This is a genomic window from Paraburkholderia sp. BR10937, assembly GCF_040965695.1.
Classification (GTDB): domain Bacteria; phylum Pseudomonadota; class Gammaproteobacteria; order Burkholderiales; family Burkholderiaceae; genus Paraburkholderia.
In genome coordinates this window covers 71,212-95,392 of the sequence record NZ_JBFRCL010000015.1, presented here as the reverse complement: position 1 = coordinate 95,392, position 24,181 = coordinate 71,212, and the positions used below count along the sequence as shown (strand labels likewise).

The following is a 24,181-nucleotide window of genomic DNA, read 5'->3' as shown; positions in this document are numbered from 1 at the left end:
GCCCGCATCGAGGTCAGAGCACTGCCCCGACGCACTTCAATATGTCCAGATACCCGCTCACATCCCACGCCGAACGGCCGATGAAGAGCCCGTCGATATTCGGGCAGGCGGTGAGCTCCGCGCAGTTGTCGGGGTTGACCGAGCCGCCGTACAGGCACGGGATGCGGCGGCCGAGAATCGCCTGCGCGACCTGAATGATTTCCGCCTGTCGCGCATCGGCGTACTCGGGGCTGGCGGGAACACCACGTTCGCCAATGGCCCACACCGGCTCGTACGCGAGCAGAATCGGCGCTGCACGCTGTTCCGGACTGAGTCTTGCCAGCGCAGCGCGGACCTCGCCAGTCAGCACTTCTGCGGCGCGGCCGCTTTGCTTGTCGGCGAGCGTCTCGCCAACACAGATCAACGGCGTCAGCCCATGGCGCACGGCCGCCTCGACCTTGAGGCCAACGGTGTCGTCGGTTTCGCCGAAATGCTCGCGCCGTTCGGAATGACCGAGTTCGACGAGGTCCATGCCGCAATCGACCAGCATCGGCGGCGCTATCTCACCGGTCCAGGCGCCGTGCTCGGCCCAGTGCATGTTTTGCGCGCCGACCTTGATGTCGGTCTTCGCAAGAATGGATTTGACTTCCCGAATCGCGGTGAAAGGCGGAATCACGAAGCACTGAATTCGCGGGTCGTCGGGGCTGGCAAGCATGCGCTCGGCAAAAGCGATCGCTTCCGCCAGCGTCTTGTTCATCTTCCAGCTCGTGCCGACCCAAAAGAGGGAGTCAGTCATGGTTACCTTGTTGCGCCTATGCGCTCACGTCTCACGGCGCATGTCGCGCCGGAACAGGCGGCAGTGGCTCGAGCCGCCAGTCCGGCACAGTGATCAATACGCCAGTCGACTCACTTCGACAGCACGAACGGCGCGGTGTACTTCGACGCGTTCGCCTTGGTGATCAGCACGCAGTCGAACAGCTGCTTCTCGCTCGATGCGCCCGTCTTGCCGGTTTTCAGGTACTGGTCGGCCTCCTGCACCGCCTTGGCGGAGAACTCGGCGACCGGTTGCAGCACCGTGTACTGCAGCTCGCCAGCCTTGACCGCCGCGACCGCTGCGGGCGAGCCGTCGAAGCCGCCGACCTTCACGCTCTTGAGCTTGCCGGACTGCTTGAGCGCGGCGATCGCGCCGAGCGCCATTTCGTCGTTGCCGCTGATGACGCCAATCACGTCCGGATGCGCCTGCATCAGACTCTGCGTGGCATTGAAACCTTGCGTACGGTCCCAGTTGGCCACTTGCGAGCCCACCATCTTCAGATCCGGATACTGGCTCAGCACCGATTTGTAGCCGTTCGAGCGCGTCGCGGCATTGTTGTCGGAGGGCGCGCCGAGCAGTTCGACGTAATTGCTCTTCGAGCCGACGTCCTTGACCCATTGCTGGGCGCCGAGGGCCGCGCCTTGAGCGTTGTTCGACACCAGCTGCGCCTTGGCGAGGCCCGGCTGATTGATTTCCGCATTGACGAGGAACACCGGGATCTTCGCGGCGATCGCCTTCTTCACGGCGCCAACAGAACCGCTCGCGTTGGCCGGGTCGAGAATGATCGCGACCGACTTGTTGGTGATGGCGGTGTCGATTTGCTGACTCTCGGTATTCGTGTCGCCCTTCGATGCGGAAACATTCGCGGTGTAACCGAGCTTTTTGGCTTCGGCAGAAGCAATGTTGCCTTCGGCCAGCCAGTACGGGTTCGCAGGATCGTTGACGATGATGCTGATGAGGCCGGCGGCTTGAGCCTGTCCGGCGAACAAGGGTGCGGCCAGGGCCAGGGCCGCAAGGATCGTGGTCTTTGTCTTGCAGGTCATGAGTTGTCTCCTCCTCAGTGGATGATGGTGAAAGGCGTCAATTCACTTCTCGCTTGCCGGCCGTACGGCTCAGGCCTTGCCGCCGCCTTGCGAAGAAGCCAGTTGTCCACCGGTCGGCGCGGGGCGCTTGACACGGCGGCGATATTGAATGGCATTGAGCAACACCGCGAGGACGATGACCGCGCCGGTGAATACGGTTTGCCAGTAAGACGAAATGCCAATGATCACGAGACCGTCGGACAGAAAGCCGATCACGAATGCGCCGAGCAGCGTGCCGCGGATATTGCCGGTGCCGCCCATCAGCGACGCGCCTCCGATCACCACGGCCGCGATGGCCGTCAGCTCGTAGCTCGTGCCCGCCGTCGGACCGGCGGAGGTGAGCTGCGAGGAGAGAATCAGACCGGCGATCGCCGCGCAGATGCCCGAGAGCATGTACACGCTGATCTGCACGTGTTTCACCGGCACGCCCGAAAGTTCCGCCGCGCGGGCATTGCCGCCCGAGGCATAGAGCCAGCGGCCGAATGCCGAACGATTGAGCATGAGGCTGCAGAGAACCGCGATCACCACCAGGATCAGCACGCCCACCGGCACGTTGAACATCCGGTCGAAACCAAGCCAGTCGAAACCGGTATTGCCAAGGTCAGCCTGTCCGCCCAGGTTGTTGTAGGTGAGACCGTTGGTCATCAGCAGCGCGAAGCCGCGCACGACATACATGACGCCGAGCGTGGCGACGAAGGCCGGCACCCGGAAGCGCGCAATGAGAATCCCGTTGACGAGGCCAATGAGCGCGCCGAGCGCGCAGCACAGCACGACCACCACCCAGACCGGCGGATACACCACGACGCCGAGCATGTTCAGCGTCACGCCCTGCATGAAGAATCCCGCGACGACACCGGAGAGTCCGAGCGTGGAGCCAACCGAGAGGTCGATCCCCCCGTTGATGATCACGAGCAGCATGCCGATCGCAAGGATCCCGTAAATGGCCACGTGCGAGGCCATGGTCAGGAAGTTTTCTAGTGCGAAATAATTAGGTGACAGAAAGGAAAAGATAATGACAATGGCGATCAGCGCGAAAAACGCGCGTCCTTCGAGCAGGATCTTGCCGAAGTCAAGCCCTTCTCCGCCGAAGCGACTGGATCTCGGTGTTTTGGCGGCATGGTTCATGTTGAATGTCTCCTGGCATTGCTACGATCAGACAACCACGGCTTCGCCCGAGGCGGCCATGATGTCGTCCTTGTTGGCATCCGGTCCGAATTCGGCGGATATCTTGCCGCGCCGCATGACGATGATGCGATGCGCGACGCTCAGACACTCCCCGACTTCCGAAGTCGAATAGACCACGGCCAGACCTTGCTTCGCGTTCTCCGCGAGCAGGCGGAACACCTCCGCTTTCGCGCCGATGTCGATGCCGCGGCTGGGTTCGTCGAGCAGAATGACTTTCGGCCCGGTCGCCAGCATCTTGCCGATCACCACCTTTTGCTGATTGCCGCCCGAGAGCGAGCGGATCGACGCCCCCGCTCCCGAGGTCTTGACGTGCACGTTGCGGATCGATTCGCCCACGAGTTCGCGCTCGGCGCCAGCCGACATCAGGAACCCCTTCACAAAGGAGCGGATGCTCGCGAGCGACATGTTCGAGCCCACGCTCATGGTCGGCACGAGGCCATCGCGCTGCCGGTCCTCCGGCACCAGCACGAGGCCCTTCGCGATGCGCTCGCCAATGCTCAGCGACGCCATGTCCTCGCCTTCGAGCAGCACCTTGCCGCCCGTGACAGGCAGGTGCGTGCGGCCGGCCACCGCTTCGAGCAGTTCCGTGCGGCCCGCGCCCATCAAGCCGTAAATGCAGACGATCTCGCCGGCGCGCACCTCGAGCGACAGATGATCGACCACCGAGGTGCCCGTGCCCGATTCGTCGGCGACGCTGATGTCGTCGATGTCGAGCGCGACGTCGCCGAACGCGTAACCCGTCGGCGGCGAGCCGAGATCGAAATTCTCGCCGACCATGTTGCGCACGATCCAGCCGAGGTCGATGTCCTTACGCTGCGCCGTGGCGGTGATCCTGCCGTCGCGCAGGACCACGGCGTAGTCCGTGACCTGCAACGCTTCTTCGAGATGGTGCGAGATGTACACGATCGACACGCCGCGGCTCGTCAGGTCGCGAATCACCTTGAAGAGCACCTCGACCTCGGAGGCGCTCAACGCGGAAGTCGGCTCGTCCATGATGAGGATGCGCGAATCGACCGAAAGCGCACGTGCGATCTCGACCACCTGCTGCTGGCCGAGGCGCAGGTCGCGGACCAGCGTCATCGGGTCGATCTCTTCTTCGAGGTCGACCATCAGTGCCTGCGTCTGGCGCGCCTCTTCGGCGAAGTCCACGCCGGTCGGCGTGCGCAGCTCGCGGCCCATGAAGATGTTGTCGCGCACGCTCAGATTGGGCGCGAGGCTCAACTCCTGGTGAATGATCGAAATGCCGTGATCGCGCGCATCGCTCGACGAGGCGAAGGCGACGCGCTCGCCGTCGAGTTCGATCTCACCCGACGTGGGCTTTTCCACGCCGGACAGTATCTTCATCAGGGTCGACTTGCCTGCGCCGTTCTCGCCGAACAGCGTCGTGACCTTGCCGCGATGGATCTCGAAGTTCACGCCCTTCAGGGCATGCACGCCGCCGTAAGACTTGACGATGTTGCGCGCGGACAACAGCACGCCGTCCTTCGTTGCGCCAGGTGTCGTGATTGGGGTCGCGGTGCTCATTTGACGTCCAGCTTCACAGGAGTGACGAGCCAGCCGTTCGGATTGATCAGCTGGAATACGCCGACGACCGAGACGGTCTTGCCGGTCAGTTTGGTCGTATCGATTTTCGACAGGACCTCTTTCTTCATTTCCGCATTGATCGCGTAGCCGGCGTTCTGATAGTCGATCTGGTTGGTGAACTGACCGAAGCTGATGTCGCCGGTAGCGTCGCGCAGATCCGTGCCGTTGATCGCCGGCCCCGTCTGCACGCGCACGACGAGCGAATCAGGCAAACCCGGCACTTTCACCTCGTACACGCCCGCATCTGCCTTGCCCGCTACACCGGTGAATTTCACCGACGTCTCGGGACCCACGCCGCCGCCGGCCACACCGTACTGCTTGCCCGCCGCGTCCTGATCCTTGGCGATGGCCGCGGCCAGCGTGGCGGCATCGACTGCGCGCTTTTCGATGGCGGCCTGAGTTTTCGGAAATTGCTTCTTGCCGTAGGCGGCCGGTTCGAATTCCTGGGTCCGCGAGTCCGCGCTGGAGCCGATCTTCACGACCTTCGTGCTCATCGCCATCGCAACCAGCAAGATCACCAGCAATACCACTTCGATCACGAGGCGAGCCTTGTGCCCGCCGTGACCCTTCGTCGATGGAGCAATGGCGCTCATTGGCTCACCTCCGTTGCGTCGGTACCGCGGCTTTGCCGGCCGCCTGGCCATTCAATCCGTGCCATGTCTCCTCCAGTTTTCTACGATCACATTCACCACCATCGCGGCCGACGCCGCGCCCGGGTCCATGTGCCCGATGCTGCGTTCACCGAGACGCGACGACCGACCCTTGGTCGCGACCATCGCGATCGTCGATTCGGCGCCCGCCGTTGCCGCCTCGCCCGCGCGCGTCATGATCTCGCGCACCGGCAAGCCCTCCTCCATGCCGTGTTCGATCGCCGCCGCAGCGGGCGCCCAGGCGTCGACCATGGTCTTTTCGCCGAGTTCGGCCCGGCCGCGCGAGTGGATGCCCTCGGCCATCGCAACGATCAGGCCGGGTGCCTCGTTCAGTGGCAGTGCCTGGCGCGCACCGGCAACCTTCGCCGCATGCATGAACGCCGTGGCATAAAGCGGTCCCGACGAAGCGCCCACCGCGTTCAGGAAACTCTTGGCCGCCGCGTTCAACTGATCCGCGAGGGTGGCTTCCGCCGGCAGCCCCTCGATCGCTTTCGAGGCAGCGCTAAAGCCCTGCTCCATCGCGATACCGTGATCCGCGTCGCCGATCTCGCCATCGAGCCGGCAAAGCTCGTCGCGCGCCTTCGCGATGGCGTCCGCGAGTTCGCGGAACAGGCGTGCCATATCGGCGGTCGTCAGCGCGGGCGTCATGCTGCCCTCTGCTGAAACATCGCGCATTCGCACGGGTGATCGATGAGGCGCTGAAGTTCATCGTCCAGATGCATCACCGTGATCGACGCGCCCGCCATTTCGAGCGACGTGCAAAGCGGCCCGACCAGCGTGCGATGCACCACGAGCCCTGCTTCCTTCAACCGCTGCGCCACGCGGCGGTTGAGGATGTACAGCTCCATGAGCGGCGTGGAACCGAGCGAGTTCACGAGGACGGCAACGCGATCGCCCTTTGCCGCGTCCATCTCGGCGAGGATCGCATCCATGATTTCGTCGGTGATGGCGTCGGCCGTGCGCAGCGGCTCGCGGCGCATGCCCGGCTCGCCGTGTATGCCCATGCCGATTTCCATTTCACCGGGCGCGATCTCGAAGTTCGGACGGCGCGTTTGCGGCAGCGAGCACGGCGCGAGCGCCACCCCCAGCGTGTAGGTGCGCGCGTTGGCATGACGCGCCACGCGCTCCACCTCGTCGAGCGGCATCATCAGATCGGCGGCGGCGCCCGCCGCCTTGAAGATGAACACGTTGCCCGCCACGCCGCGGCGCGTTGCGCGCTTCTCGCGCGGCGCCGAGGCGATGTCGTCGGTCGTCAGCACCGTGCGCGCCTCGACGCCCTCGAGTTCGAGCATCTCGGTGGCCATGTCGAAATTCATCACGTCGCCGGCGTAGTTGCCGTACATGAACAGCACGCCCGCGCCGCCATGCGCGGCGAGCGCGGCATCCACGGCCGGTTGCGGCGGCGGCGACGCGAAGACGTTGCCGATCACCGCCGCGTCGGCCAGCCCCTTGCCGACGAAGCCCAGAAACGTCGGCTCATGGCCCGATCCGCCGCCGATCACGAGCGCCACCTTGCCGGCGCGCGGCCCGTTGCGTGCGACGATCGCGCGCGGCGCACTGTCGTTGCGCGTGAGCAGATCGCCGTGGGCAGCCATGATGCCTTCCAGCATCTCGTCGACGGCGGCGTCGCCGTCGTTGATCAGTTTCTGTGTCCTCGTGCCGTGCATCGTCGGATCCCCTCAGATATTCAGATCGGCAACGCCGGAATCGAAATGCGGCGCCCAGAACGCCACGGATTCGGCGATCTGCTCGACGACCTGGCGGTCGGTCGGCTCGCGCTCCTTGAACGACAGTTCGAGGCAGATCTCGTTGTCGCGTCCACCGCCTTCGTGCAGCGCCTTGATCAGCGGTTCGGGCTGAATGCGGCCGCGCGCGTTGAACTCGGCGGTGAAAGGACGATGACCGCCCTTGTCCATCAGCGACTGCTTGATGTGAATGATCGGCGACACCCGCGGCACGGCGCGCGCCCACGCATACGGATCGAAGTCGTCGGGATTGGGGCTGGTGACGTCGCCGTGGTCGATATCGGCCATCATCCACATGGGAATCGCCATGTTTGCGGCGCTCAGCTTGTCCTGCAGCGCCATGCACGCGGCGATGGTCTCGCCGAACTCGCGGCCGATCGACATGGGTTCCCAGAACACATATTTCAGCCCCGCCGCCTTCGCATGTTCGGCGACTTCGGCCCAGCAATCGATCGCGGTTTGAATCAGCGCGTCGCGGCGCGCCCGGTCGTCGAAGTCCTTGTAGGTGAAGATGGCGAACTGCGTGCCGATCGAATCGCCGCCCAGGTCGGCGGTGATATCGGCGAAGGTTTTGAACCAGTCGACGTAATAGCGGCGCACTGCGGCGTCCGGATGACCGAAGTGGTTCAGCCGCCCGTACGGCCCCGTCATACCGGACGTGATGCGCACGCCGGTACGCGTCAGCGCCGCGCGCATCTCGCGCGTCAGCCTGCGTGTCGTTGCTGCCGGCCACGACGGATTGATGAACTCGTGAGTCAACTGCACGTCACGGATCTTCATGTCGTGCGCAATGGCGTCGATCAGGTCGCCCGGCTCCGCGAAGCGGTTCACCAGCGGATTCGTGTTCAGTGCGAGTGTGAATGCCATGTTCGTGTCGTGTCCTATGGGTTGCCTCGGGGTTGCGGCCCGCCCGCTTACGCGGATTTCCTGACGAGGCCGTCGAGCCAGACGCCGAAGGCGGCCTTTTGCGCGGCGCTCATGTGCAAGCCGTGCTTGGTGCGCCGCGTGAGCATGTCGTCGACCGACTCAGCCCATTCGTTAGCCATCAAATAACGTGCCTCCGCCTCATAGAAGCTCGGCCCGAATTGCCGGCCCAGACCGGCAAGCGAGGTCGCGCCGTTGATCACCCGGGCGGTCAGCGTGCCGTGCGTCTGCGCGTAATAGCGCAACAGGTCGCGCGGCAGCCATTCGTACTGCGCCTGGAGCTTCGCCATGAAACGCGGCACGTCGGCGCCTTCGATGTCGCCACCCGGCAGCGTCGCGGCTGCGGTCCAGTCCGCGCCCATCTTCGGGAAGGTTGGCTGCAGCTTTTGCAGCGCGTGCTCGGCGAGCTTGCGGAAGGTGGTGATCTTGCCGCCGAAGACGTTCAGGAGCGGCGCGCCGCCGCTAACGTCCAGGTCGAACACGTAATCGCGCGTGACCGCCGACGGATTGCCCTTGCCGTCGTCGTAGAGCGGGCGCACGCCCGAGAACGTCTCCACGATGTCCTGCTTGCGCAACGGATGCTTGAAATAGCGGTTCACCGCGGAGAGCAGATAGTCGATCTCGTCGTTCGTGATCGCCACCGTTTCCGGGGCGCCATCCCAGGCGACGTCGGTCGTCCCGATGAGCGCCTTGTCGCCTTCGTACGCGTTGATGAAAATCACGCGCTTGTCGTGGTTCTGCACGAGGTAGGAATGCGGACCTTCCCAGAACTTCGGCGTGACGAGATGGCTGCCCTTGACGAGCCGCACCTTGCGCGTCGACTGCGCGCCCGCGCGCCCGATCACTTCGGACACCCAGGGTCCGGCCGCGTTGACCAGCGCCCGCGCGCTCACCACCCGCGTCGCGCCGTTGCGCGCGTCGCGCAGTTCCACGCGCCACGCCCCGCCCTCGCGCCGCGCCGAAACAAAGGCGGTGCGCGTGAGCACTTCGGCGCCGCGCCGGGCGGCATCCACGGCGTTGAGCACCACGAGGCGCGCGTCGTCGACCCAGCAGTCGGAATACTCGAAGCCTTTGCGGTACTCGTCCTTGATCGGCGCCCCTTCGGGATTGCGCCACAGATCGAGCGAGCGCGTGCCCGGCAGCTTCTTGCGGCCGCCAAGATGGTCATACAGGAAGAGGCCGGTGCGCACGAGCCAGGCGGGACGATCGCCGGGACTGTGCGGCAGCACGAAACGCAGTGGCCAGATGATGTGCGGCGCGGCATTGAGCAGCACTTCGCGCTCGATCAGCGCCTCGCGTACGAGCCGGAATTCGTAGTACTCCAGATAACGCAGGCCGCCATGAACCAGCTTGCCGGAACGCGACGACGTGCCCTGCGCGAGATCGTCCTTCTCGCACAGCATTACCGACAGCCCGCGGCCCGCCGCATCGCGCGCGATACCCGCGCCGTTGATGCCGCCGCCGATGACACACAGGTCCACCATGTCCTTCTCGCTCATCTCACGTTCCATGTTCGACGTTAGTTGAGGCTTGCGGAAACTGGCCGATGGCGGGATTTCAGCAATCGGGCCGTTTCCGCCCACGTCGGCACCAGCGCCTCGCGTGCCTTGCGATACGCGGGGAAAAGTTGCGCGTACAACCGGGTCAATTCCGCATCGGGCGACTCGGGCTGTCCCAGCAGCGGCGTCACCCATTCGGCGATGCACGCATTCATGTTCGGGTACACGCCGAGCGCAACCGCCGCCATCATGGCCGCACCGGCCGCGCCCGCTTCCTCGCGGGTGGAGATCCGCGTGGGCGCGCCGACCACGGCGCCGAGCACGCCGCGCAACGCGCGCGAACGCGTCGCGCCGCCGGTCAGGCGTAGCTCGTCGGGCATGGGTATGCCCATCGACGTGTAGCAGTCGCGTGCGGCCATTCCGAGCCCTTCGACCACGGCGCGGACCAGGTCCGGATAGCGGCTTTCGCTCGTCAGTCCAATGAAGTCCGCACGCGCGTTGGGCTCGACAAACGGCCCGCGTTCGCCCGCATCCGAGATATAGGGGTGATACAGCAGCGAGCCCGGCCGCCCCTCCTGCAGCCAGCCGTCGATGCATTTGATCCGGTCGCTGCGCGAAAGGCTCGTGCCGAACTGCGTGAGCAGATCGCAGGCGAGATTGAGCACCCAGTCGACGTTCAGTGTGGCCGCCATGTTCGACTGCACCTGCGCCGACATGCCCGGCAACGGCAGCGCGATGACATAGCCCGTGCCTTCCGCGTTCAGATGCACGTTCTCGTTGCGCATGGCCCGCATGTGCATGCCCGTCGAGCCGATGATCGAGCAACTCGCGCCCGCCGCGCCTTCGCTGTGGATGCCCGCGCCCAGCGCCGTCAGCACGATATCGACGAAGCCGAGAGACACGGGCGTACCGGCCAGCAGGCCCGTCTCGGCTGCGGCCTGCGCAGAGAGCGGATGCGTGAGTTCGGTCCCGTCGATGATCTCGGGCAGCAGGCCGCGCCGCGCGCTCAGGCCGAGTGCGTCGATGACTGCGTCGTCGTAGCGGCGCGTGCGGAAGTTGCCGTAGGTGAAGCTCGCCTCCGAGGGATCGGTCGCGCGCACGCCGGTGAGATTGAGATACAGCCAGTCCTTGCAATGCAGTGCGACTTCGGCGCGCGCCAGCACGTCCGGCATCGTCGCGGCCATATGGGCGATCTGTGCGCCCTGGCTGCAGGCGGCGAGCCCGGTGCCGGTCGCCTCGAAGCGCGCGCGACTCGCGGGACCTTCCTGCAAGGCGCGCACCGTGTTCGCGGCGCGCGCGTCGAGCCACAGCCAGGCGTCGCTTGCGGGCTGGTTGCCCGCACCGACGAGCCACGTGCCATCGCCCTGGCCCGTGACCGCCAGCGCCTGCGTGCGCTGCGCGAGGCCCTCGACCTTGGCCCCGAGATCGCGCAAGGTCTGCGCGCAATCGGCCCAGGTTTGCGCCAGCGACTGGGTCGCCGCGCCATCGGCGCTGGTCGTGTAGCGATTGGGCAGCGAGGCCACGGCAATCTGCCGTCCCGACAAATCGAAGGCCACGGCCTTGATGACCGAGGTGCCCGCGTCGATGCCGACGACGAGATCTCGTGCCGCGTTGCCCTTGACTGCGCCCATGACCTTATCCATCACGGCGCTTCCTTCTCGACAGGGTCGCCATTCAGCGCGAGCGCCGTGGCCTCGTCGGTGATCAAGCCGCTAAGGAGACCGCTCTTCAGGACGGCGCGGATGGCCGCGATCTTCGACGCGCCTCCGGCAATGGCCACGATGCGCCGACTCGTCAGATCGGCCAACGGAGGCGCGACCGTGCGCGCCGCCAGCGACGTTTCGACGGATTCGCCGGTGTCGCTGAAAAAATGGCCGAGCAGTTCGCCCTTGCCGCCCTTGCTGCGCACTTCCTCGATTTCGGCCGGCTCGATCATCTGCGACGCGACAAGCTGCGCGTCCTCGTCCACCGAGCCGATACCGACGACCATCAAATCCGCATGCGCCGCGAGATCGAACACTTCGCGCACGCCACGCTGCGAGAGCAGCACCTCGCGATCCTCCGCGGTATTGGCGAAAAACGGCAGCGGCAGCACGTACGACACCGCGCCCGTCTGGTCGGCGAGCTTGTGGATGACGTCGTACGGATTCGCGGTGTACTTGCGCGTCACGCCGCCGAGCAGCGACACGAAACGCACCGTGCCCGCGTCCATGCGCGGGATGTTCGCAACCACGGCGGCGAGCGTGCGCCCGTGTCCGATGCCGATCACGCCGTCCTGGCGCGCCGCGATCTCGCGTTGCAGGAAGTACGCCCCCGCGACGCCCAGCGCACGCAACGGCAAGTCGCCTTCGTGCAGATCCGGCACCACTTCGCAGTAGCTCAAGCCGTAGCGCTGGGCCAGTTCGGCTTCGAGCACGACGCATTCGGCGACATCGCCGTCGATCGTGAACTTGATCGCGCCGCTCTGATTGGCGCGCGTGATCAACCGGTGCGCCTTGACGCTGCTCACGCCGAGTCGGGAGGCGACGTCGGCCTGGGTCTGCCCGGCTGCGTAGTGCAGCCAGGCCGCGCGTATCGCAAGGCTGTCCTCGGCGTCACGCTTTCCGGCGATTTTCGTCATGTTGTCTCCATGCACCCACAAAAAGTGATATTTTTTTCGTGAGTTGAAATTTATTTCAGTGACTTCAAGGTAAGCATTCCTTTCGCCAGCTGCCATCCGCGATAACCCTGGATGGTCGTCGCCTGCTCAAGGGGCCGGAAGGACACTGTTGCAGCGCATCAAAAAACAGCACGGAGACACGATGGAGCGCTATTTACTCGGCGTCGACAGCGGCTCGACCGCGACCAAGGCCGTCGTTTTTGACACATCCGGGCGCACCGTCGCGGTGGGAAGCGGGCGCGTCGAGCAGCGCCAACCGCGCGCGCGGCACGTCGAACGGGACATGCAAGCGGTATGGGCAGCGGCCTGCGGCGCCATCCGCGATGCGTTGCACAAGATTCCGGCGGACTCGATTGCGGCGGTGGGCGTGACCGGGCACGGTGACGGGCTCTATCTCGTCGACCGCGCCGGCGCGCCGCTCGGACCGGGCGTCCTGTCGCTCGACAGTCGTGCTTTCGACGTAACCGAGCGCTGGCGTGAGGCCGGCGTGCTCGAAAAAGCGCTGACGCTGACGGGACAGCAGCCCTATCCCTACGCCGCGGTGAGCCTGCTCAAGTGGATCCAGTTCAACGAGCCAGAGCGCTTTGCGAAGATCGGCCACGTGCTCTTTTGCAAGGACTGGCTTCGTCTATGCCTGACCGGCGTGCCGGCCACCGATCCGACCGAAGCGAGTTCGTCGTTCACCGATGTCGATACGCAGACATACAGCGACGAAGTCCTGGCGCTCTACGGCCTGACGTCGATCGGTCATGCGCGGCCGCAGATCATCGCTTCGGCAGCGCCCGCCGGCCGGATCACCGCCCAGGCCGCCGCGCAGACCGGGCTGAAGGAAGGCACGCCGGTTGCGTGCGGGCTGCACGACGTCACGTCGAGCGCGCTCGGCATGGGCAACATCGAGCCGGGTGTTGTTTCGATTACGGCGGGCACGTTCAGCATCAACGAAATCCTCTCCGATCGACCGCAACGGGATCCGCGCTGGTCGTGCCGCAATGGCACGCGCCCCGGCCAGTGGATGAACATGTCCATCTCGCCTGCTTCATCGAGCAACGTCGACTGGGCGTTGCGCGAACTCTTTCAGCACGAAACGCAGGAAGCCGCGCGACGAGGTTGCTCGTTGTTCGACCTGATCGGCGACGAAGTGCAAGCGGCCTTCGCGGAGCCGAGTTCGGTCATGTTTCATCCGTTCCTGTTCGGCTCGCCGTTCGAGCAGCCGGCGAGTGCGTCGTTCTTCGGCATACGCTCGTGGCATCGTCGCGCGCATCTGGCGCGGGCCGTGCTCGAAGGCATGGTGTTCAATCACCGTTGGCATGTCGAAGCATTGACGTGCGCGTTTCCTGCGCGTCGTGCCGGGCTGACTGGCGGAGGTTCGTCGAGTCCCCTGCTTGCGCAGCTGTTCGCCGATGTCCTCGGCGTCGCGATCGATATTCCCGAGAGTCGGGAGGCCAGCGCACTTGGCGCTGCGCTCTGCGCCGGTGTCAGCGTGGATGTTTTCGCCTCGCTTTCCGAAGCGACCGCGCACGCGTGCCGGGTCGCGCACACGTACGTTCCGGACACCCAACGACATGGCCAACTCGACGAGGCGTATGCGCTCTGGTCGCGGCTCACGGCAGCCATGCAGCCTTTGTGGCCCGCGCTCGAACATGCGGCCATCGCGCACTGAAAGGGGAGCGCAACGATGACAGAACGAAACCGCAAATTCTTTCTCGCCCGCGTGAGACAACAGCCGAAGGTCAGCGTGTTGATTGTCGGTGGCGGCATCAACGGCGCGGGCCTCTTTCGCGACCTCTCATTGCAAGGCGTCGACTGCCTGCTGATCGACAAGACGGATTTCGCTTCGGGGGCGAGCAGCGCGCCGTCGCGGCTCATCCATGGCGGCGTGAAGTACCTCGAAACCGGCGAGTTTCGCCTCGTGGCCGAATCCACGCTGGAGCGCAACCTGCTGCTGAAAAACGCGCCTCATTATGTGCGGCCGCTCGAAACCGTATTGCCGATTCACTCGTACTTCGGCGGCATGATCGCGTCCGCGCGCCGCTTCTTCGGCATGAAGGCAAAGCTCGCCGATCGCGGCGCGGTCATCTCGAAGATCGGTCTGGCGATGTACGACTTTCTCGGCCGGCATGACCGCACGATGCCGCGGCACCGTTTCGCGCTCAGGAAACGATCGCTGCAGAGCCTGCCGCTGCTCGATCCCGCGATCAAGGCGACCGCCACGTATTACGACGCCAAAGTGACGCAAGCCGAACGGTTGAACTTCGAACTCGTCGCCGATGGTCTCGCTGCCTGCGAGCACGCTGCCGCAGCCAACTACGTGAGCGTCGATCACGCGGAGAACGGCGTCGTATGGCTGCGTGATCTCGTGACGCAAGAACGCATCGCCACGGAGCCCGCGATCGTCGTCAACGCGGGCGGCGCGTGGATCGACAGCGTCAATGCTGCGTTCGGGATCGAGCGGAAATATATCGGCGGAACGAAGGGATCGCATTTGATCGTGAACCATCCCGAACTCCATGCGCAACTGCGCGGCCGCATGGTGTACTACGGCTCGAAGGACGGCCGCATTTCGCTCATCTATCCGTTCATGGACAAGTTGCTGATCGGCTCGACCGATATCCGGGTTGACGATCCGGACGGCGTACGCTGCGAGGACGACGAGGTTGCCTATATGCTCGGCGTCTTGCGTGAAGTCTTTCCGGGTGTGGATCTCAAGCAATCGGATATCGCCTTCCGGTATAGCGGCGTGCGGCCACTGCCTTTTTCAGACGCTGCGAATCCGGGCGATGTGAGCCGCGATCATGTGGTGCACGTCGATCACCTGCCGGGTACGCAGATCCCCGTGCTGTCGCTGGTAGGCGGCAAGTGGACGACCTTTCGCGGATTTGCGGAATCCGTCGCCGACGATGTGCTTGGACGCCTCGAACGCTCACGCAGGATCAGCACGCGCCACGAGCCGATCGGCGGAGGCCGTGACTATCCGCACGATGCAGGCAAGCGGGACGCGTGGATCGACGCGCTCGCACAACACCACGCTATTCCAGCGGCACGGGCCGAGACGCTTTTCGCCCGCTATGGCACAGCGGCGGCGGCGGTCGCCACGTCCTGCGCGCATGCGCAGGACGGACGCCGGGATCATTCGCTCACGGGCGAGGCGGGGTATACGACCCATGAAATCCGATACCTGTGCGAGCAAGATATGGTGACGCATCTCGCGGATCTGGTGTTCCGCCGCACGACCATTGCGATCTCAGGGCATCTGACGAACGCATTGTTGCTGGAAGTCTCCGCGATTGCCGCACAGGCGCTGGGATGGGATTCGGCACGCACGCTGCAGGAAATCGATGCGACGCGTGAAATAGCGCGTGAGCGTCATGGAGTTGTGCTTTCCAGCGGCGAGGTTGCAGCCCGGAATATTCACTAGTGATGTCCGCATGTCCGCACAAGTGCCAGCCTGTCTGCCAATTCGGCTAGCGTGCCTTGACCGCTTCAATGCAATTCGTTGAACTCGACGTGTCCGCCCTTCATCACGAGCGGAATGTGATCGCCCTGGCCGCCGAGGCAGCCCAGGTCGCGCAGCGGATCGCCATCGACCACCAGCACGTCGGCATAGGCGCCCGGTGCCAGGCGTCCCAGCTTGCCGGTCATGCCGAGGATTTCGGCGCCGATGGTGGTGGCGCTGCTGATGATCTCCGCAGGCGTCAGGACTTGCGCGCGAATCGTGAACTCGTCGCTTTGCATGCGATGCGACGGGCCGAGCAGATCGGTGCCGAAGCCCATCTTGACGCCGGAGCGTTTGAATATTTCCAGTGACTGCAAGCCGGCCTCGCGCACGATGTCAATCTTGGCCGCGCTCTCGGGGGGCAAGCCGTAGCGCTCCCCTTCGAGATGCAAGGCTTCGTAGGCCACCAGCGTGGGCACCGCGTACGCACCGTGCTCGGCCATCAGCGCGGCGGTCGGTGCGTCGATCAGATTGCCGTGCTCGATGGTGCGTACCCCGCAGCGCACCGCACGCTGCATCGATTCGGGCGTATAGGCGTGCGCCATCACGTAGGTGCCGCGCGCGTGGGCTTCGGCGACGACCGCGCGGATCTCGTCCTCTGAGTAACCGAGCGCGCCGACCGGATCGGTCGGCGACGCGACGCCGCCGGAGGCCATGATCTTGATCTGGTCGGCGCCCATCTGCAGTTCTTCCCGCACGGCCCGGCGTAACGCGTCGACGCCGTCGACGACGCGGCTCAAGGCCCCGACGCGCACGCAGCAGTTACAAGGCGCGTCGCCGACGATGAAGTCCGAGCGCGCGCGCACGTCGCCGTGGCCGCCGGTCTGGCTGAGCGCGCGCCCGGCAACGAACAGGCGCGGCCCCTGCGCGAGGCCCATTTCGATCGATTGCTTCAGCGCGAGGCCCGCACCGCCCGCATCGCGCACGGTCGTGAATCCGCGCCGCAAGATGCCGCGCATGATCGGCACCGCCTTGAGCGTGACGAAGACGTTGGGCATTCTTGCCTGGGCCGGCAAGTCGAACTGTGTCGCGACCATATGCGCGTGCAGGTCGATCAGGCCCGGCATGACGGTCTTGCCGGCGAGGTCGATGACCTGCGCGCCGTGCACGTCAATCGGCTGTGTCGACACCGCCTTGATCGTGTCGCCCTCCACCAGCAGGTTGTGGCCCGGCTGCAATGTGCCTTGCAGCGGATCGAGCAAGGCGCCGTTCTTGAACAGGATGCGGTTCATACGTTCCCCCCTCGGTTGTCTCGCGCGAGCGAGCCATGTGCCGACTCTGAACGTTTCATGCGCATGGCGGCAATTTCTTCGAGCGAACGGCCACGCGTAGGTACGCCCATGATCAGAACCGCGAGCGCGCCGATGATCAGCACCAGCGTCGTGGCGCCGAAAACCCCGCCAAAGCCGAGGCGCGGGTAGAGATAGCCAACGAGGATGGGCGCGGCGATCGCGCCCAGGCGCCCGATTGCCGAAGCGACGCCCATGCCGGTCGCACGAACGTCGGTTGGGAACACTTCGGGCGTGAAAGCGTAGACGCCGGCATAGGTCCCATTCATGAAGAACGACAGCAGGAAGCCCGCGGTCAGGATTTCGGCATTGCCGTGGGTGAGCGCGAGTCCCAGCGCGGAGAGGCCGCCAAGGGCCATGTAGCTCGCGATGGTGGCCTGGCGGCCGATCTTTTCATTGAGCCACGCACCCGAAAAATAACCGGGGATTTGCGCGAGGTACATGACGAGCGCATACGAAAAGCTGCGCGTGATGGTCATGCCGCTTTGCACCAGCAAGCCAGGAATCCACGTAAAGAACGCGTAGTAGCTGAACGTGATCGACAGCCACATGAGCCAGGCCATCGCGGTGATGCTCGCCAGTTCGCGCGACCAGAGCGCCTTGAGGTTGCCGAGCGGCGTGCCGCGCCCCGCGGTCACTGGCGCGGCCGGCTCGTGCGCTTGTAGCGGCTCGAGCTGCAAGCCGTTGGCGCGCACCTCCGCTTCCATTTTGTCGACGATCGCCTCGGCTTCGGCGGTCCTGCCGCGCGTATCGAGCCAGCGCGGGGACTCCGGCAGCGCACGCCGCCACCACAGCAACATGACGACCGGCAGCGCGGTGATCACCGAGACGACGCGCCAGGCATCAGGTGCCAGCGGGATGACCAGATAACCGAGCACCGCGGCGGCGACGAAGCCGAACGAAAAGAACGCCGCCAGACTGCCGGTGAACGTGCCGCGATACTTGCGCGCCACGAACTCGGAGAGAAACGGCGCCACGATGGCGCTTTCCGCGCCGGTGCCAACGCCGGCGACGATGCGCGTCGCCATGAAGAACGGCCAGTCCTGCGCCCCGGCGCTAATGAGCGAAGCGATGCAGTAGATGATCAGCGCCCACACCATGACCGCGCGCCGCCCGATCACGTCGCCGAGGATGCCGGCGAGCGCGGCGCCGAAGAAATACCCGATGAAGGTGCCGCTGCCGAGCACGCCGGTCTGTACGCTGCTCAGATGCCACTGCGTGCGCAGCACCGGCAGCATGAAGGCCAGCACGGCGGCATCCATCGCATCGAACACATAGCCCAGCCCTCCCAGCCACAACAATCGCCGATGAAAGCTCGAATACGGCATGCGTTCTATGCGTGCTGGAATCGTCGACATGGCTTGCCTCCAGAAGGGGGAGTGGCGTGGCGCCGGGCAATGTCAGGCGAGTATAGGGAGCCGAAATAGACGCGTCTTGACAACAAACCGCACCGAACATGCGGATTCCAGCACAGCGGCACACCCCGCGCGCGGCACGCGAGCGGAGCGGCTGAGTGAATGCGGGGCTCAGTGGCGGTATGCAGCCAGCGCATCGCGCGCCTGGAAAGCACTGTACGTCAGTTGTGCGGCTGCGAGGCCCGCGAGGCCGAAGGTGCGCGTCAGGCTGAATGCGGAAAAGCCTTCTGGCACCGGCACGCCCAGCGCCAACGCGTCGGCGAGCGTCTCGCCCGCGACCGTGGTGGGCGCCATGCCGTGGCCGCCGAATGCGATGGCATGCCAGACGCCGTCGGCGTCTCGACCGATTTGCGGCATCTTGTGCCGCGCGTAGCTCATCAAGCCACCCCAGGCATGCTCGATCTTCACATCCGCCAGTTGCGGATACACGCGAGCGAGGTCGCGCTTGAGCAGTCGCGCGATGGCTTCCGGACCGCGGTCGAGCACCGAGATCCGGCCGCCCCAAAGAATGCGCGTGTCCTTCAGCGGCCGGTAATAGTCGAACGCGAAGCGCGTGTCGTAGACCGCATACGGCGCGTCGATCGCATCGGCGAGGCGCGCGCCAAGCGGCTCGGTGGCGATCACGTAGGTCGCGATCGGCAATACCGCGCGCTCGATACGCGGTGCGACGCCGCGCGCATAGCCGCCGCCGGCGAATACGACGTCCTTCGCGGTGACGGTGCCGTGCGGGGTGCGCACGACGAAGCCCGCGCCGCTCCGCTCGATCGCGCGCACCGGCGACTGGTCGTAAATTCGGGCGCCGCCCTGCGCCGCGGCGTTCGCAACGCCGAGCACGTACTTCAGCGGATGGAAATGAAAAGCGTTGGGCTCGAACAGGCCGCCGTGATAACGCGTGGTCTTCAACTGCGCGCGCAACGCGTCCTTGGTCACCGGCTCCCAGTCGACGCCAAAGTCGCGCTTCATCAGCGTGCGCGTGGCGTCGAGCCGCGACGGATCATCGAACCAGTTCGCGAGCATGACGCCACGATCGACGATCTCGCAATCGATTCCGTAGCGCGAGATGCGCGTGCGGATCAGATCCACGGCGTCGACCGTGAGGCGGTACAGGGAGCGCGCCTGGCTGTGTCCCAGCGTGCGCAGCAGATCGGCATTGTCGAGGCTGTAGCCGCCGAACACGAAGCCGCCGTTACGGCCCGATGCGCCAAAGCCCACGCGCTCGGCATCGAGCACCACAACGTCGCGCACGCCGCGCTCGACTAGCCCGAGCGCGGTATTCAGACCGGCGAGGCCGCCGCCGACAATGCAGACTTGCGTATCGGTCTTGCCGGTCAGTTGCGGGTAGGACGGGCGAGAGACGGTGGATTCGTAGTAATTGTTCATGCGATTGCAGAATTTCGATGTGCGAAAGGAAAACAGGAGAAGGTCGACGCCAGCAGCGCGGGATCACACGTCCGAAGCCGCCTTCACCTGATTCACCTGGCTGGCAATGCTCGCGGGATAGCCGGCGCTCGACGCAGTCTCGGTCGAAGCCGCAATCTGGCGTTCGATCCACGGCGCGATCTCCATGTCTTCGTAGCGAACCCGCCGGCATTTGCGCACGATCGAATAGCCCAACCAGACCACGAGAAAGAGCGGCAGGCCGATATAGGTCGCGGCCACGTCTACCCAGTCTATCTTATTGGCAAGGAAAGCCTGATAGTTCTGGCCGAGCGTGACGACGGTACACAGCACGGCGGCGAGAATCGGGCCGAATGGGAACCATTTCGCGCGATACGGCAGTTGCTCGAGGCGATAGCCCTGCTTCAGGAATCCCTTGCGGAATCGATAATGGCTGACCGCAATGCCGAGCCACGTGATGAAACCCGCCATTCCCGACAGATTCAGCAACCAAAGGTACATCGTCTTGTCGCCATAGAGCGACGAGAGAAAGCACAGTGCCCCGACCGCGGTCGTCGCGTACAGTGCGTTGCGCGGCACGCCGCCCTGCGAGAGCTTCGCAAACAGCCGGGGCGCGCGGCCTTCCATGGCGAGGTTGTACAGCATGCGGGTCGACGCATACATGCCGGAATTGCCGGCGGACAGCACGGCGGAGAGGATGACCGCATTCATCACGCCGGCCGCAAACGCAAGACCGGCACGCCGGAATACGAGCGTAAACGGGCTCACGCCGATATCGGTCACGTCGCTTTTCAGCAGGTTGGGATCCGTGTAGGGAACGAGCACGCCGATGACGAAAATCGCGAGCACGTAGAAAAGCAGGATGCGCCAGAAGATCTGCTTGACGGCGCGCGGGATCGTCGCGCCCGGATTTTCGGCTTCACCCGCCGCGACGCCGATCATCTCCGTGCCCTGGAACGAAAAGCCCGCGATCATGGCAACGCCGAGCATCGCGCTCCAGCCGCCGGCAAACGGCGCGTCCTTGATCGTGAAATTATCCCAACCATTGCTCGGCCCGCCGTGCAGGATGCCGAAAATCATCAGGAGACCGATCGCGATGAACGCAAGCACGGTCAGCACCTTGATCAACGCAAACCAGTACTCGGCCTCGCCGAAGCCGCGAACCGACAACGCGTTGAACGAGAAGACCACGGCGAGAAAGAGCGCGCTCCACCAGATGCCCGGCACGTGCGGGAACCAGTAGCCCATCACGAGTTGCGCCGCGACGAGTTCGACTGCGATCGTCACGGCCCAGCTATACCAGTAGTTCCAGCCGATGGCAAAACCGAAGCCCTCGTCGACGAACTTTGCACCGTATGCGGCGAACGAGCCCGAAACCGGCATGAACGCCGCCATCTCGCCGAGGCTCGTCATCAGAAAATAGACCATCAGGCCGATCACCATGTACGAAAGGATCGCGCCGCCGGGGCCGGCCTGCGAAATCGATGCGCCCGTGGCCACGAACAGGCCCGTGCCAATGGAGCCGCCAATGGCGATCATGCGCAAGTGGCGCGCTTGCAGGCTGCGATGGAGTTTGGGCTTCCGGGGTCTCGAGCTGGATGGATTCTCAGAATGGTTGCCGGATTGTGAACGCATGACGTGCGCTGTCTCCATGTCGACTTTCAGAGGCGAAGCACGTCTGGCCTTCCCGCTCCCCTCTTGCGGGATTCACGCACGGGACCGACTGACGTACGTGCCGTCTTCATTTTTTTGGGGTGGCCGCACGCCTGAAACGAAGCGGCCGTGAATACGTCAGCGGTGTGCAGCACACACGCAACGCCGGACCGAGTATAGGGATTGGGAAACGCTGGCTACAAACGATATTTAAGAACTAATTGATGCACTTTTTTCATCAAGCCTGCGAAATCGCCCACCGTGCTCCCTTTACGTATTCCGCCAGCTTCTGCGCGTACCAGTTGGTGAAGTTGGTCAGCATGAACTCCGAAGGCGCATAAGGCCCCGGCGCATACGCCTTCGAACTCACGCCGCGCTGATTTTGCATCACCAGCGTGGCGTCCTGCTCGTTGGTCGCCCGCCATACCGCTGTGAGCGTCTCTATGTCGTAGTCCACGCCTTCTACGGCCTCTTCGTGCACGAGCCAGGTAGTCTTGAGCGCAGTTTGCGTGGCCGACAGGGGCAGCACGCGAAAATGAATGATATGGTCCGAAAGGAAGTGGTTCCAGTTGTTCGGAGCCCTGAACATCCGCATCGAACCGATATCGGGCTCGGTCAGGCCGCCCAGCAGCTTCTTGCACGCAGGGCGCCCATCGGCGGTGAACGAGACCGCGCCGCGATGGAACGGCAAGCGAATGCAGCGGAATTCCGTGCCGCCGTCCGCGGGCAGATGCGGTAACCCGAGATGCTCCCAGAGTGCCGTCTTTTCCTGCATCAGGAGCTGGAAATCGCGGTTCGCGCGCGGGTCGTCAGGCAGCGCGAATTCAATCAGCGTGGCGAGCAGTTCCGGATGGCTTCCCACGCAGTGATAACACTCGCGATTGTTCTCGATGACGAGTTTCCAGTTTGCCTCTTCCACGATCGTCATGGAAAAGGCGACCTTGGTACGATCGGGCTGGTGCGGCGCGATATACGGCGTGACCGCCGCCTTGAAGCGTGAGATGTCGGGCGGCGTGTCGGCGATGCAGACATAGACCATCCCGCAGATGACCTCGACATGAACTGGACGCAGGCCATGCGCCTCGCGATCGAAACCGGCGGGCATCTGGCGCGCGCTCAGCAAGCTGCCGTCGAGTTCATAGACCCACTGATGGTACGGACAGACCAGCCGCTTCGCATGCCCCGCCGGCCCGGTGCAAAGAAGCGATCCGCGATGGCGGCAGGTATTGAAGAACGCGCCCACGCCCCCGCCCTTCGCGCGCAGCACGACCACCGAAGTCTTGCCGATATCGAGCGTGACGTAGTCGCCTTCGCGCGCAATTTCGGCCACGTTGCACGCGAACAGCCATTCGTTCGAGAAGACCACCTCGATGTCGAGTTCGTGCATGGCAGGGTCCGTATAGAAGTCTCCCGCGAGGCTGTAGCCTTCGCGCCGCGCCTCGAGCAACGAACGAACACGGGCAAAATCGATCACGCCAAACACTCCTTTTTAGTCGGATTCCACGAAACGTTCGCCCGCACCCAGGAAAAGACGCGCTTGCTCACGTACGCCGCCGAGGCGGAAAGCGCGTCGGCGGCCGCACTGAAGCTCGACTTGCGGGCGACCGTGCAGAAGACCCGCAGGTCGTCCAGCTCCGGGGTGGCAGCCGCTTTCATCAGAACGTGTGGCGCATACCGATGCGCACATCGGCCTGCGTGGTCGTGGAAGACGGCGTAAAGCTATAGCCGATCACCGCATCCACGCCTTCCGACGCCTTCAGCCAGTCGCCCGAGATATAGATGTCCGTGCTCTTCGACAGCAGGTAATGCATCGCCGCCGAGAGCTGGTTCCAGTGATGCCCGTCGAAGTGCGTGTACTGGTAGCCGCCCACGAGACTTGCCGCCGGCGTGATCTGCCAGTTCGCGCCGCCCTCGGCGACCTGCATATGCTCGCTCTCGCCGAACGCCTTGATCTGCGTGTACGTGAACGCGCCCATCAGCGTGACGTTGTCGACTACGTAGCTCGCGCCTACGCCGAAGGCGCCCTGCTTGTCCACGGGGAACGGCGTGTTGGCATAGAGCGAGGTGACGGTGCCCGTAGCGGGATCGACGCTCACGGTCGGCCTGCCGAAGAACGTGCGCACGCCGATCATGTTGTATGGATCGAACGCGTAGATGCCCGACGGATTGTTCAACTGCGTATAGGCCGTACCCATCGAGAACGCGCCGTGCTGATACTGTGCGCCCACGCTCCACGCGCTGCCCGTGTGGAAGTCCCCCGGCGTATTGCTGAACGAGTACATGCCACCGAACTGGAAGCCGCCGAACGTGCTGGACATGAACTTCACGGCGTTCGGCAGATGGTCGCCGTTCATGCGGTCGAAGTCGCCCTGGTTGATCGCGTAGCCGCTCGCCCATGACGAGGCGTTGTACAGGTAGACGAACTCCTGTGTCATGTCGATCTGGTTGCCGAATGTGAGCGTGCCCCAGTCGTTTTGCAGACCTACATAAGCCTGGCGGCCAAAAAGCGATCCTCCGTTGGTGAGCTTGCCGTTGCCAATGTGAAAGCCGCTCTCCAGTTTGAAGACGGCCTTCAGCCCGCCGCCCAGGTCCTCGGTTCCGCGCAGGCCCCAGCGGTTTCCATACGAAACGCCGTCGTCGAACTTCACCTGATACGAGCCGCCGGCGTTGCTCACATAGGTGACACCCGCATCGAGGACGCCGTAGAGCGTGACGCTGCTTTGTGCACGGGCTGCCACCGGAAGCGCGGCGAGCGCGAGCGCAGCCGCGTGCAGTGCGGCAAGCCGCATTGTGTTCATCGATTTCATGTTGT

At 64.4% G+C, this 24,181-nt stretch carries 19 protein-coding genes and 1 pseudogene; 2 read left to right on the top strand and 18 right to left on the bottom strand.

Features of this window, described 5'->3' with window-relative positions:
- Positions 1-13 precede the first annotated feature (13 nt).
- From AB4Y44_RS14830 to AB4Y44_RS14780, 11 genes are all read right to left on the bottom strand, one after another.
- The gene (locus AB4Y44_RS14830; RefSeq protein ID WP_368700034.1) at positions 14-775 is read right to left on the bottom strand and encodes a triose-phosphate isomerase; all 762 of its coding nucleotides are present in this window, start codon (positions 773-775) and stop codon (positions 14-16) included.
- Positions 776-885: 110 nt separating this feature from the next.
- Entirely contained in the window at positions 886-1,836 is a 951-nt protein-coding gene (locus AB4Y44_RS14825; RefSeq protein ID WP_368700033.1) for a D-ribose ABC transporter substrate-binding protein, read from the bottom strand.
- A 69-nt stretch (positions 1,837-1,905) separates the two neighbouring features.
- Positions 1,906-3,000, bottom strand: a complete 1,095-nt coding sequence (locus AB4Y44_RS14820; protein WP_368700032.1) for an ABC transporter permease — start codon at positions 2,998-3,000, stop codon at positions 1,906-1,908.
- Between the two features lie 27 nt (positions 3,001-3,027).
- Complete coding sequence (locus AB4Y44_RS14815; protein ID WP_368700031.1) at positions 3,028-4,584, bottom strand: sugar ABC transporter ATP-binding protein; 1,557 nt, start codon at positions 4,582-4,584, stop codon at positions 3,028-3,030.
- The gene (locus tag AB4Y44_RS14810) at positions 4,581-5,237 is read right to left on the bottom strand and encodes a DUF2291 family protein (RefSeq protein WP_368700030.1); all 657 of its coding nucleotides are present in this window, start codon (positions 5,235-5,237) and stop codon (positions 4,581-4,583) included. The genes AB4Y44_RS14815 and AB4Y44_RS14810 overlap by 4 nt, the downstream gene beginning before the upstream one ends.
- 51 nt (positions 5,238-5,288) lie before the next feature.
- The gene (gene dhaL, locus AB4Y44_RS14805; protein WP_368700029.1) at positions 5,289-5,942 is read right to left on the bottom strand and encodes a dihydroxyacetone kinase subunit DhaL; all 654 of its coding nucleotides are present in this window, start codon (positions 5,940-5,942) and stop codon (positions 5,289-5,291) included.
- The gene (locus AB4Y44_RS14800; RefSeq protein ID WP_368700028.1) at positions 5,939-6,961 is read right to left on the bottom strand and encodes a dihydroxyacetone kinase subunit DhaK; all 1,023 of its coding nucleotides are present in this window, start codon (positions 6,959-6,961) and stop codon (positions 5,939-5,941) included. The genes dhaL and AB4Y44_RS14800 overlap by 4 nt, the downstream gene beginning before the upstream one ends.
- 12 nt (positions 6,962-6,973) lie before the next feature.
- Complete coding sequence (locus tag AB4Y44_RS14795) at positions 6,974-7,906, bottom strand: sugar phosphate isomerase/epimerase family protein (RefSeq protein WP_368700027.1); 933 nt, start codon at positions 7,904-7,906, stop codon at positions 6,974-6,976.
- Between the two features lie 47 nt (positions 7,907-7,953).
- Positions 7,954-9,462, bottom strand: coding sequence for a glycerol-3-phosphate dehydrogenase (locus AB4Y44_RS14790; protein WP_368700026.1), 1,509 nt, complete (start codon positions 9,460-9,462; stop codon positions 7,954-7,956).
- Positions 9,463-9,482: 20 nt separating this feature from the next.
- Complete coding sequence (locus tag AB4Y44_RS14785; RefSeq protein WP_368700075.1) at positions 9,483-11,105, bottom strand: FGGY-family carbohydrate kinase; 1,623 nt, start codon at positions 11,103-11,105, stop codon at positions 9,483-9,485.
- Entirely contained in the window at positions 11,105-12,082 is a 978-nt protein-coding gene (locus AB4Y44_RS14780) for a sugar-binding transcriptional regulator (protein ID WP_368700025.1), read from the bottom strand. The genes AB4Y44_RS14785 and AB4Y44_RS14780 overlap by 1 nt, the downstream gene beginning before the upstream one ends.
- Before the next feature lie 181 nt (positions 12,083-12,263).
- Here AB4Y44_RS14780 and AB4Y44_RS14775 point away from each other — a divergent pair, with 181 nt between their 5' ends.
- Positions 12,264-13,781, top strand: a complete 1,518-nt coding sequence (locus AB4Y44_RS14775) for an FGGY-family carbohydrate kinase (protein ID WP_368700024.1) — start codon at positions 12,264-12,266, stop codon at positions 13,779-13,781.
- Between the two features lie 15 nt (positions 13,782-13,796).
- Positions 13,797-15,536 carry a glycerol-3-phosphate dehydrogenase/oxidase gene (locus AB4Y44_RS14770; protein WP_368700023.1) on the top strand — a complete coding sequence of 580 codons (1,740 nt, stop codon included), beginning with the start codon at positions 13,797-13,799 and terminating at the stop codon, positions 15,534-15,536.
- Positions 15,537-15,601: 65 nt separating this feature from the next.
- Here AB4Y44_RS14770 and AB4Y44_RS14765 read toward each other — a convergent pair whose 3' ends face one another.
- The 7 genes and pseudogenes from AB4Y44_RS14765 to AB4Y44_RS14735 form a co-directional block, all read right to left on the bottom strand.
- A complete protein-coding gene (locus AB4Y44_RS14765; protein ID WP_368700022.1) occupies positions 15,602-16,846 on the bottom strand; it encodes an amidohydrolase family protein in 1,245 nt (414 codons plus the stop codon).
- Complete coding sequence (locus AB4Y44_RS14760; protein WP_368700021.1) at positions 16,843-18,261, bottom strand: MFS transporter; 1,419 nt, start codon at positions 18,259-18,261, stop codon at positions 16,843-16,845. The genes AB4Y44_RS14765 and AB4Y44_RS14760 overlap by 4 nt, the downstream gene beginning before the upstream one ends.
- A 168-nt stretch (positions 18,262-18,429) precedes the next feature.
- Positions 18,430-19,698, bottom strand: a complete 1,269-nt coding sequence (locus AB4Y44_RS14755) for an NAD(P)/FAD-dependent oxidoreductase (RefSeq protein WP_368700020.1) — start codon at positions 19,696-19,698, stop codon at positions 18,430-18,432.
- 63 nt (positions 19,699-19,761) lie between these two features.
- Entirely contained in the window at positions 19,762-21,351 is a 1,590-nt protein-coding gene (locus AB4Y44_RS14750; protein ID WP_368700019.1) for an amino acid permease, read from the bottom strand.
- 256 nt (positions 21,352-21,607) lie between these two features.
- On the bottom strand, positions 21,608-22,843 hold the full coding sequence (locus AB4Y44_RS14745) for an SRPBCC family protein (protein WP_368700018.1): 1,236 nt from the start codon (positions 22,841-22,843) through the stop codon (positions 21,608-21,610).
- Between the two features lie 56 nt (positions 22,844-22,899).
- Positions 22,900-23,025 (bottom strand): annotated as a pseudogene (locus AB4Y44_RS14740) (LysR family transcriptional regulator); the annotation flags it as partial.
- Entirely contained in the window at positions 23,025-24,176 is a 1,152-nt protein-coding gene (locus tag AB4Y44_RS14735) for a porin (protein ID WP_368700017.1), read from the bottom strand. The gene AB4Y44_RS14735 and the pseudogene AB4Y44_RS14740, both read right to left, overlap by 1 nt.
- Between the last annotated feature and the right edge of the window lie 5 nt (positions 24,177-24,181).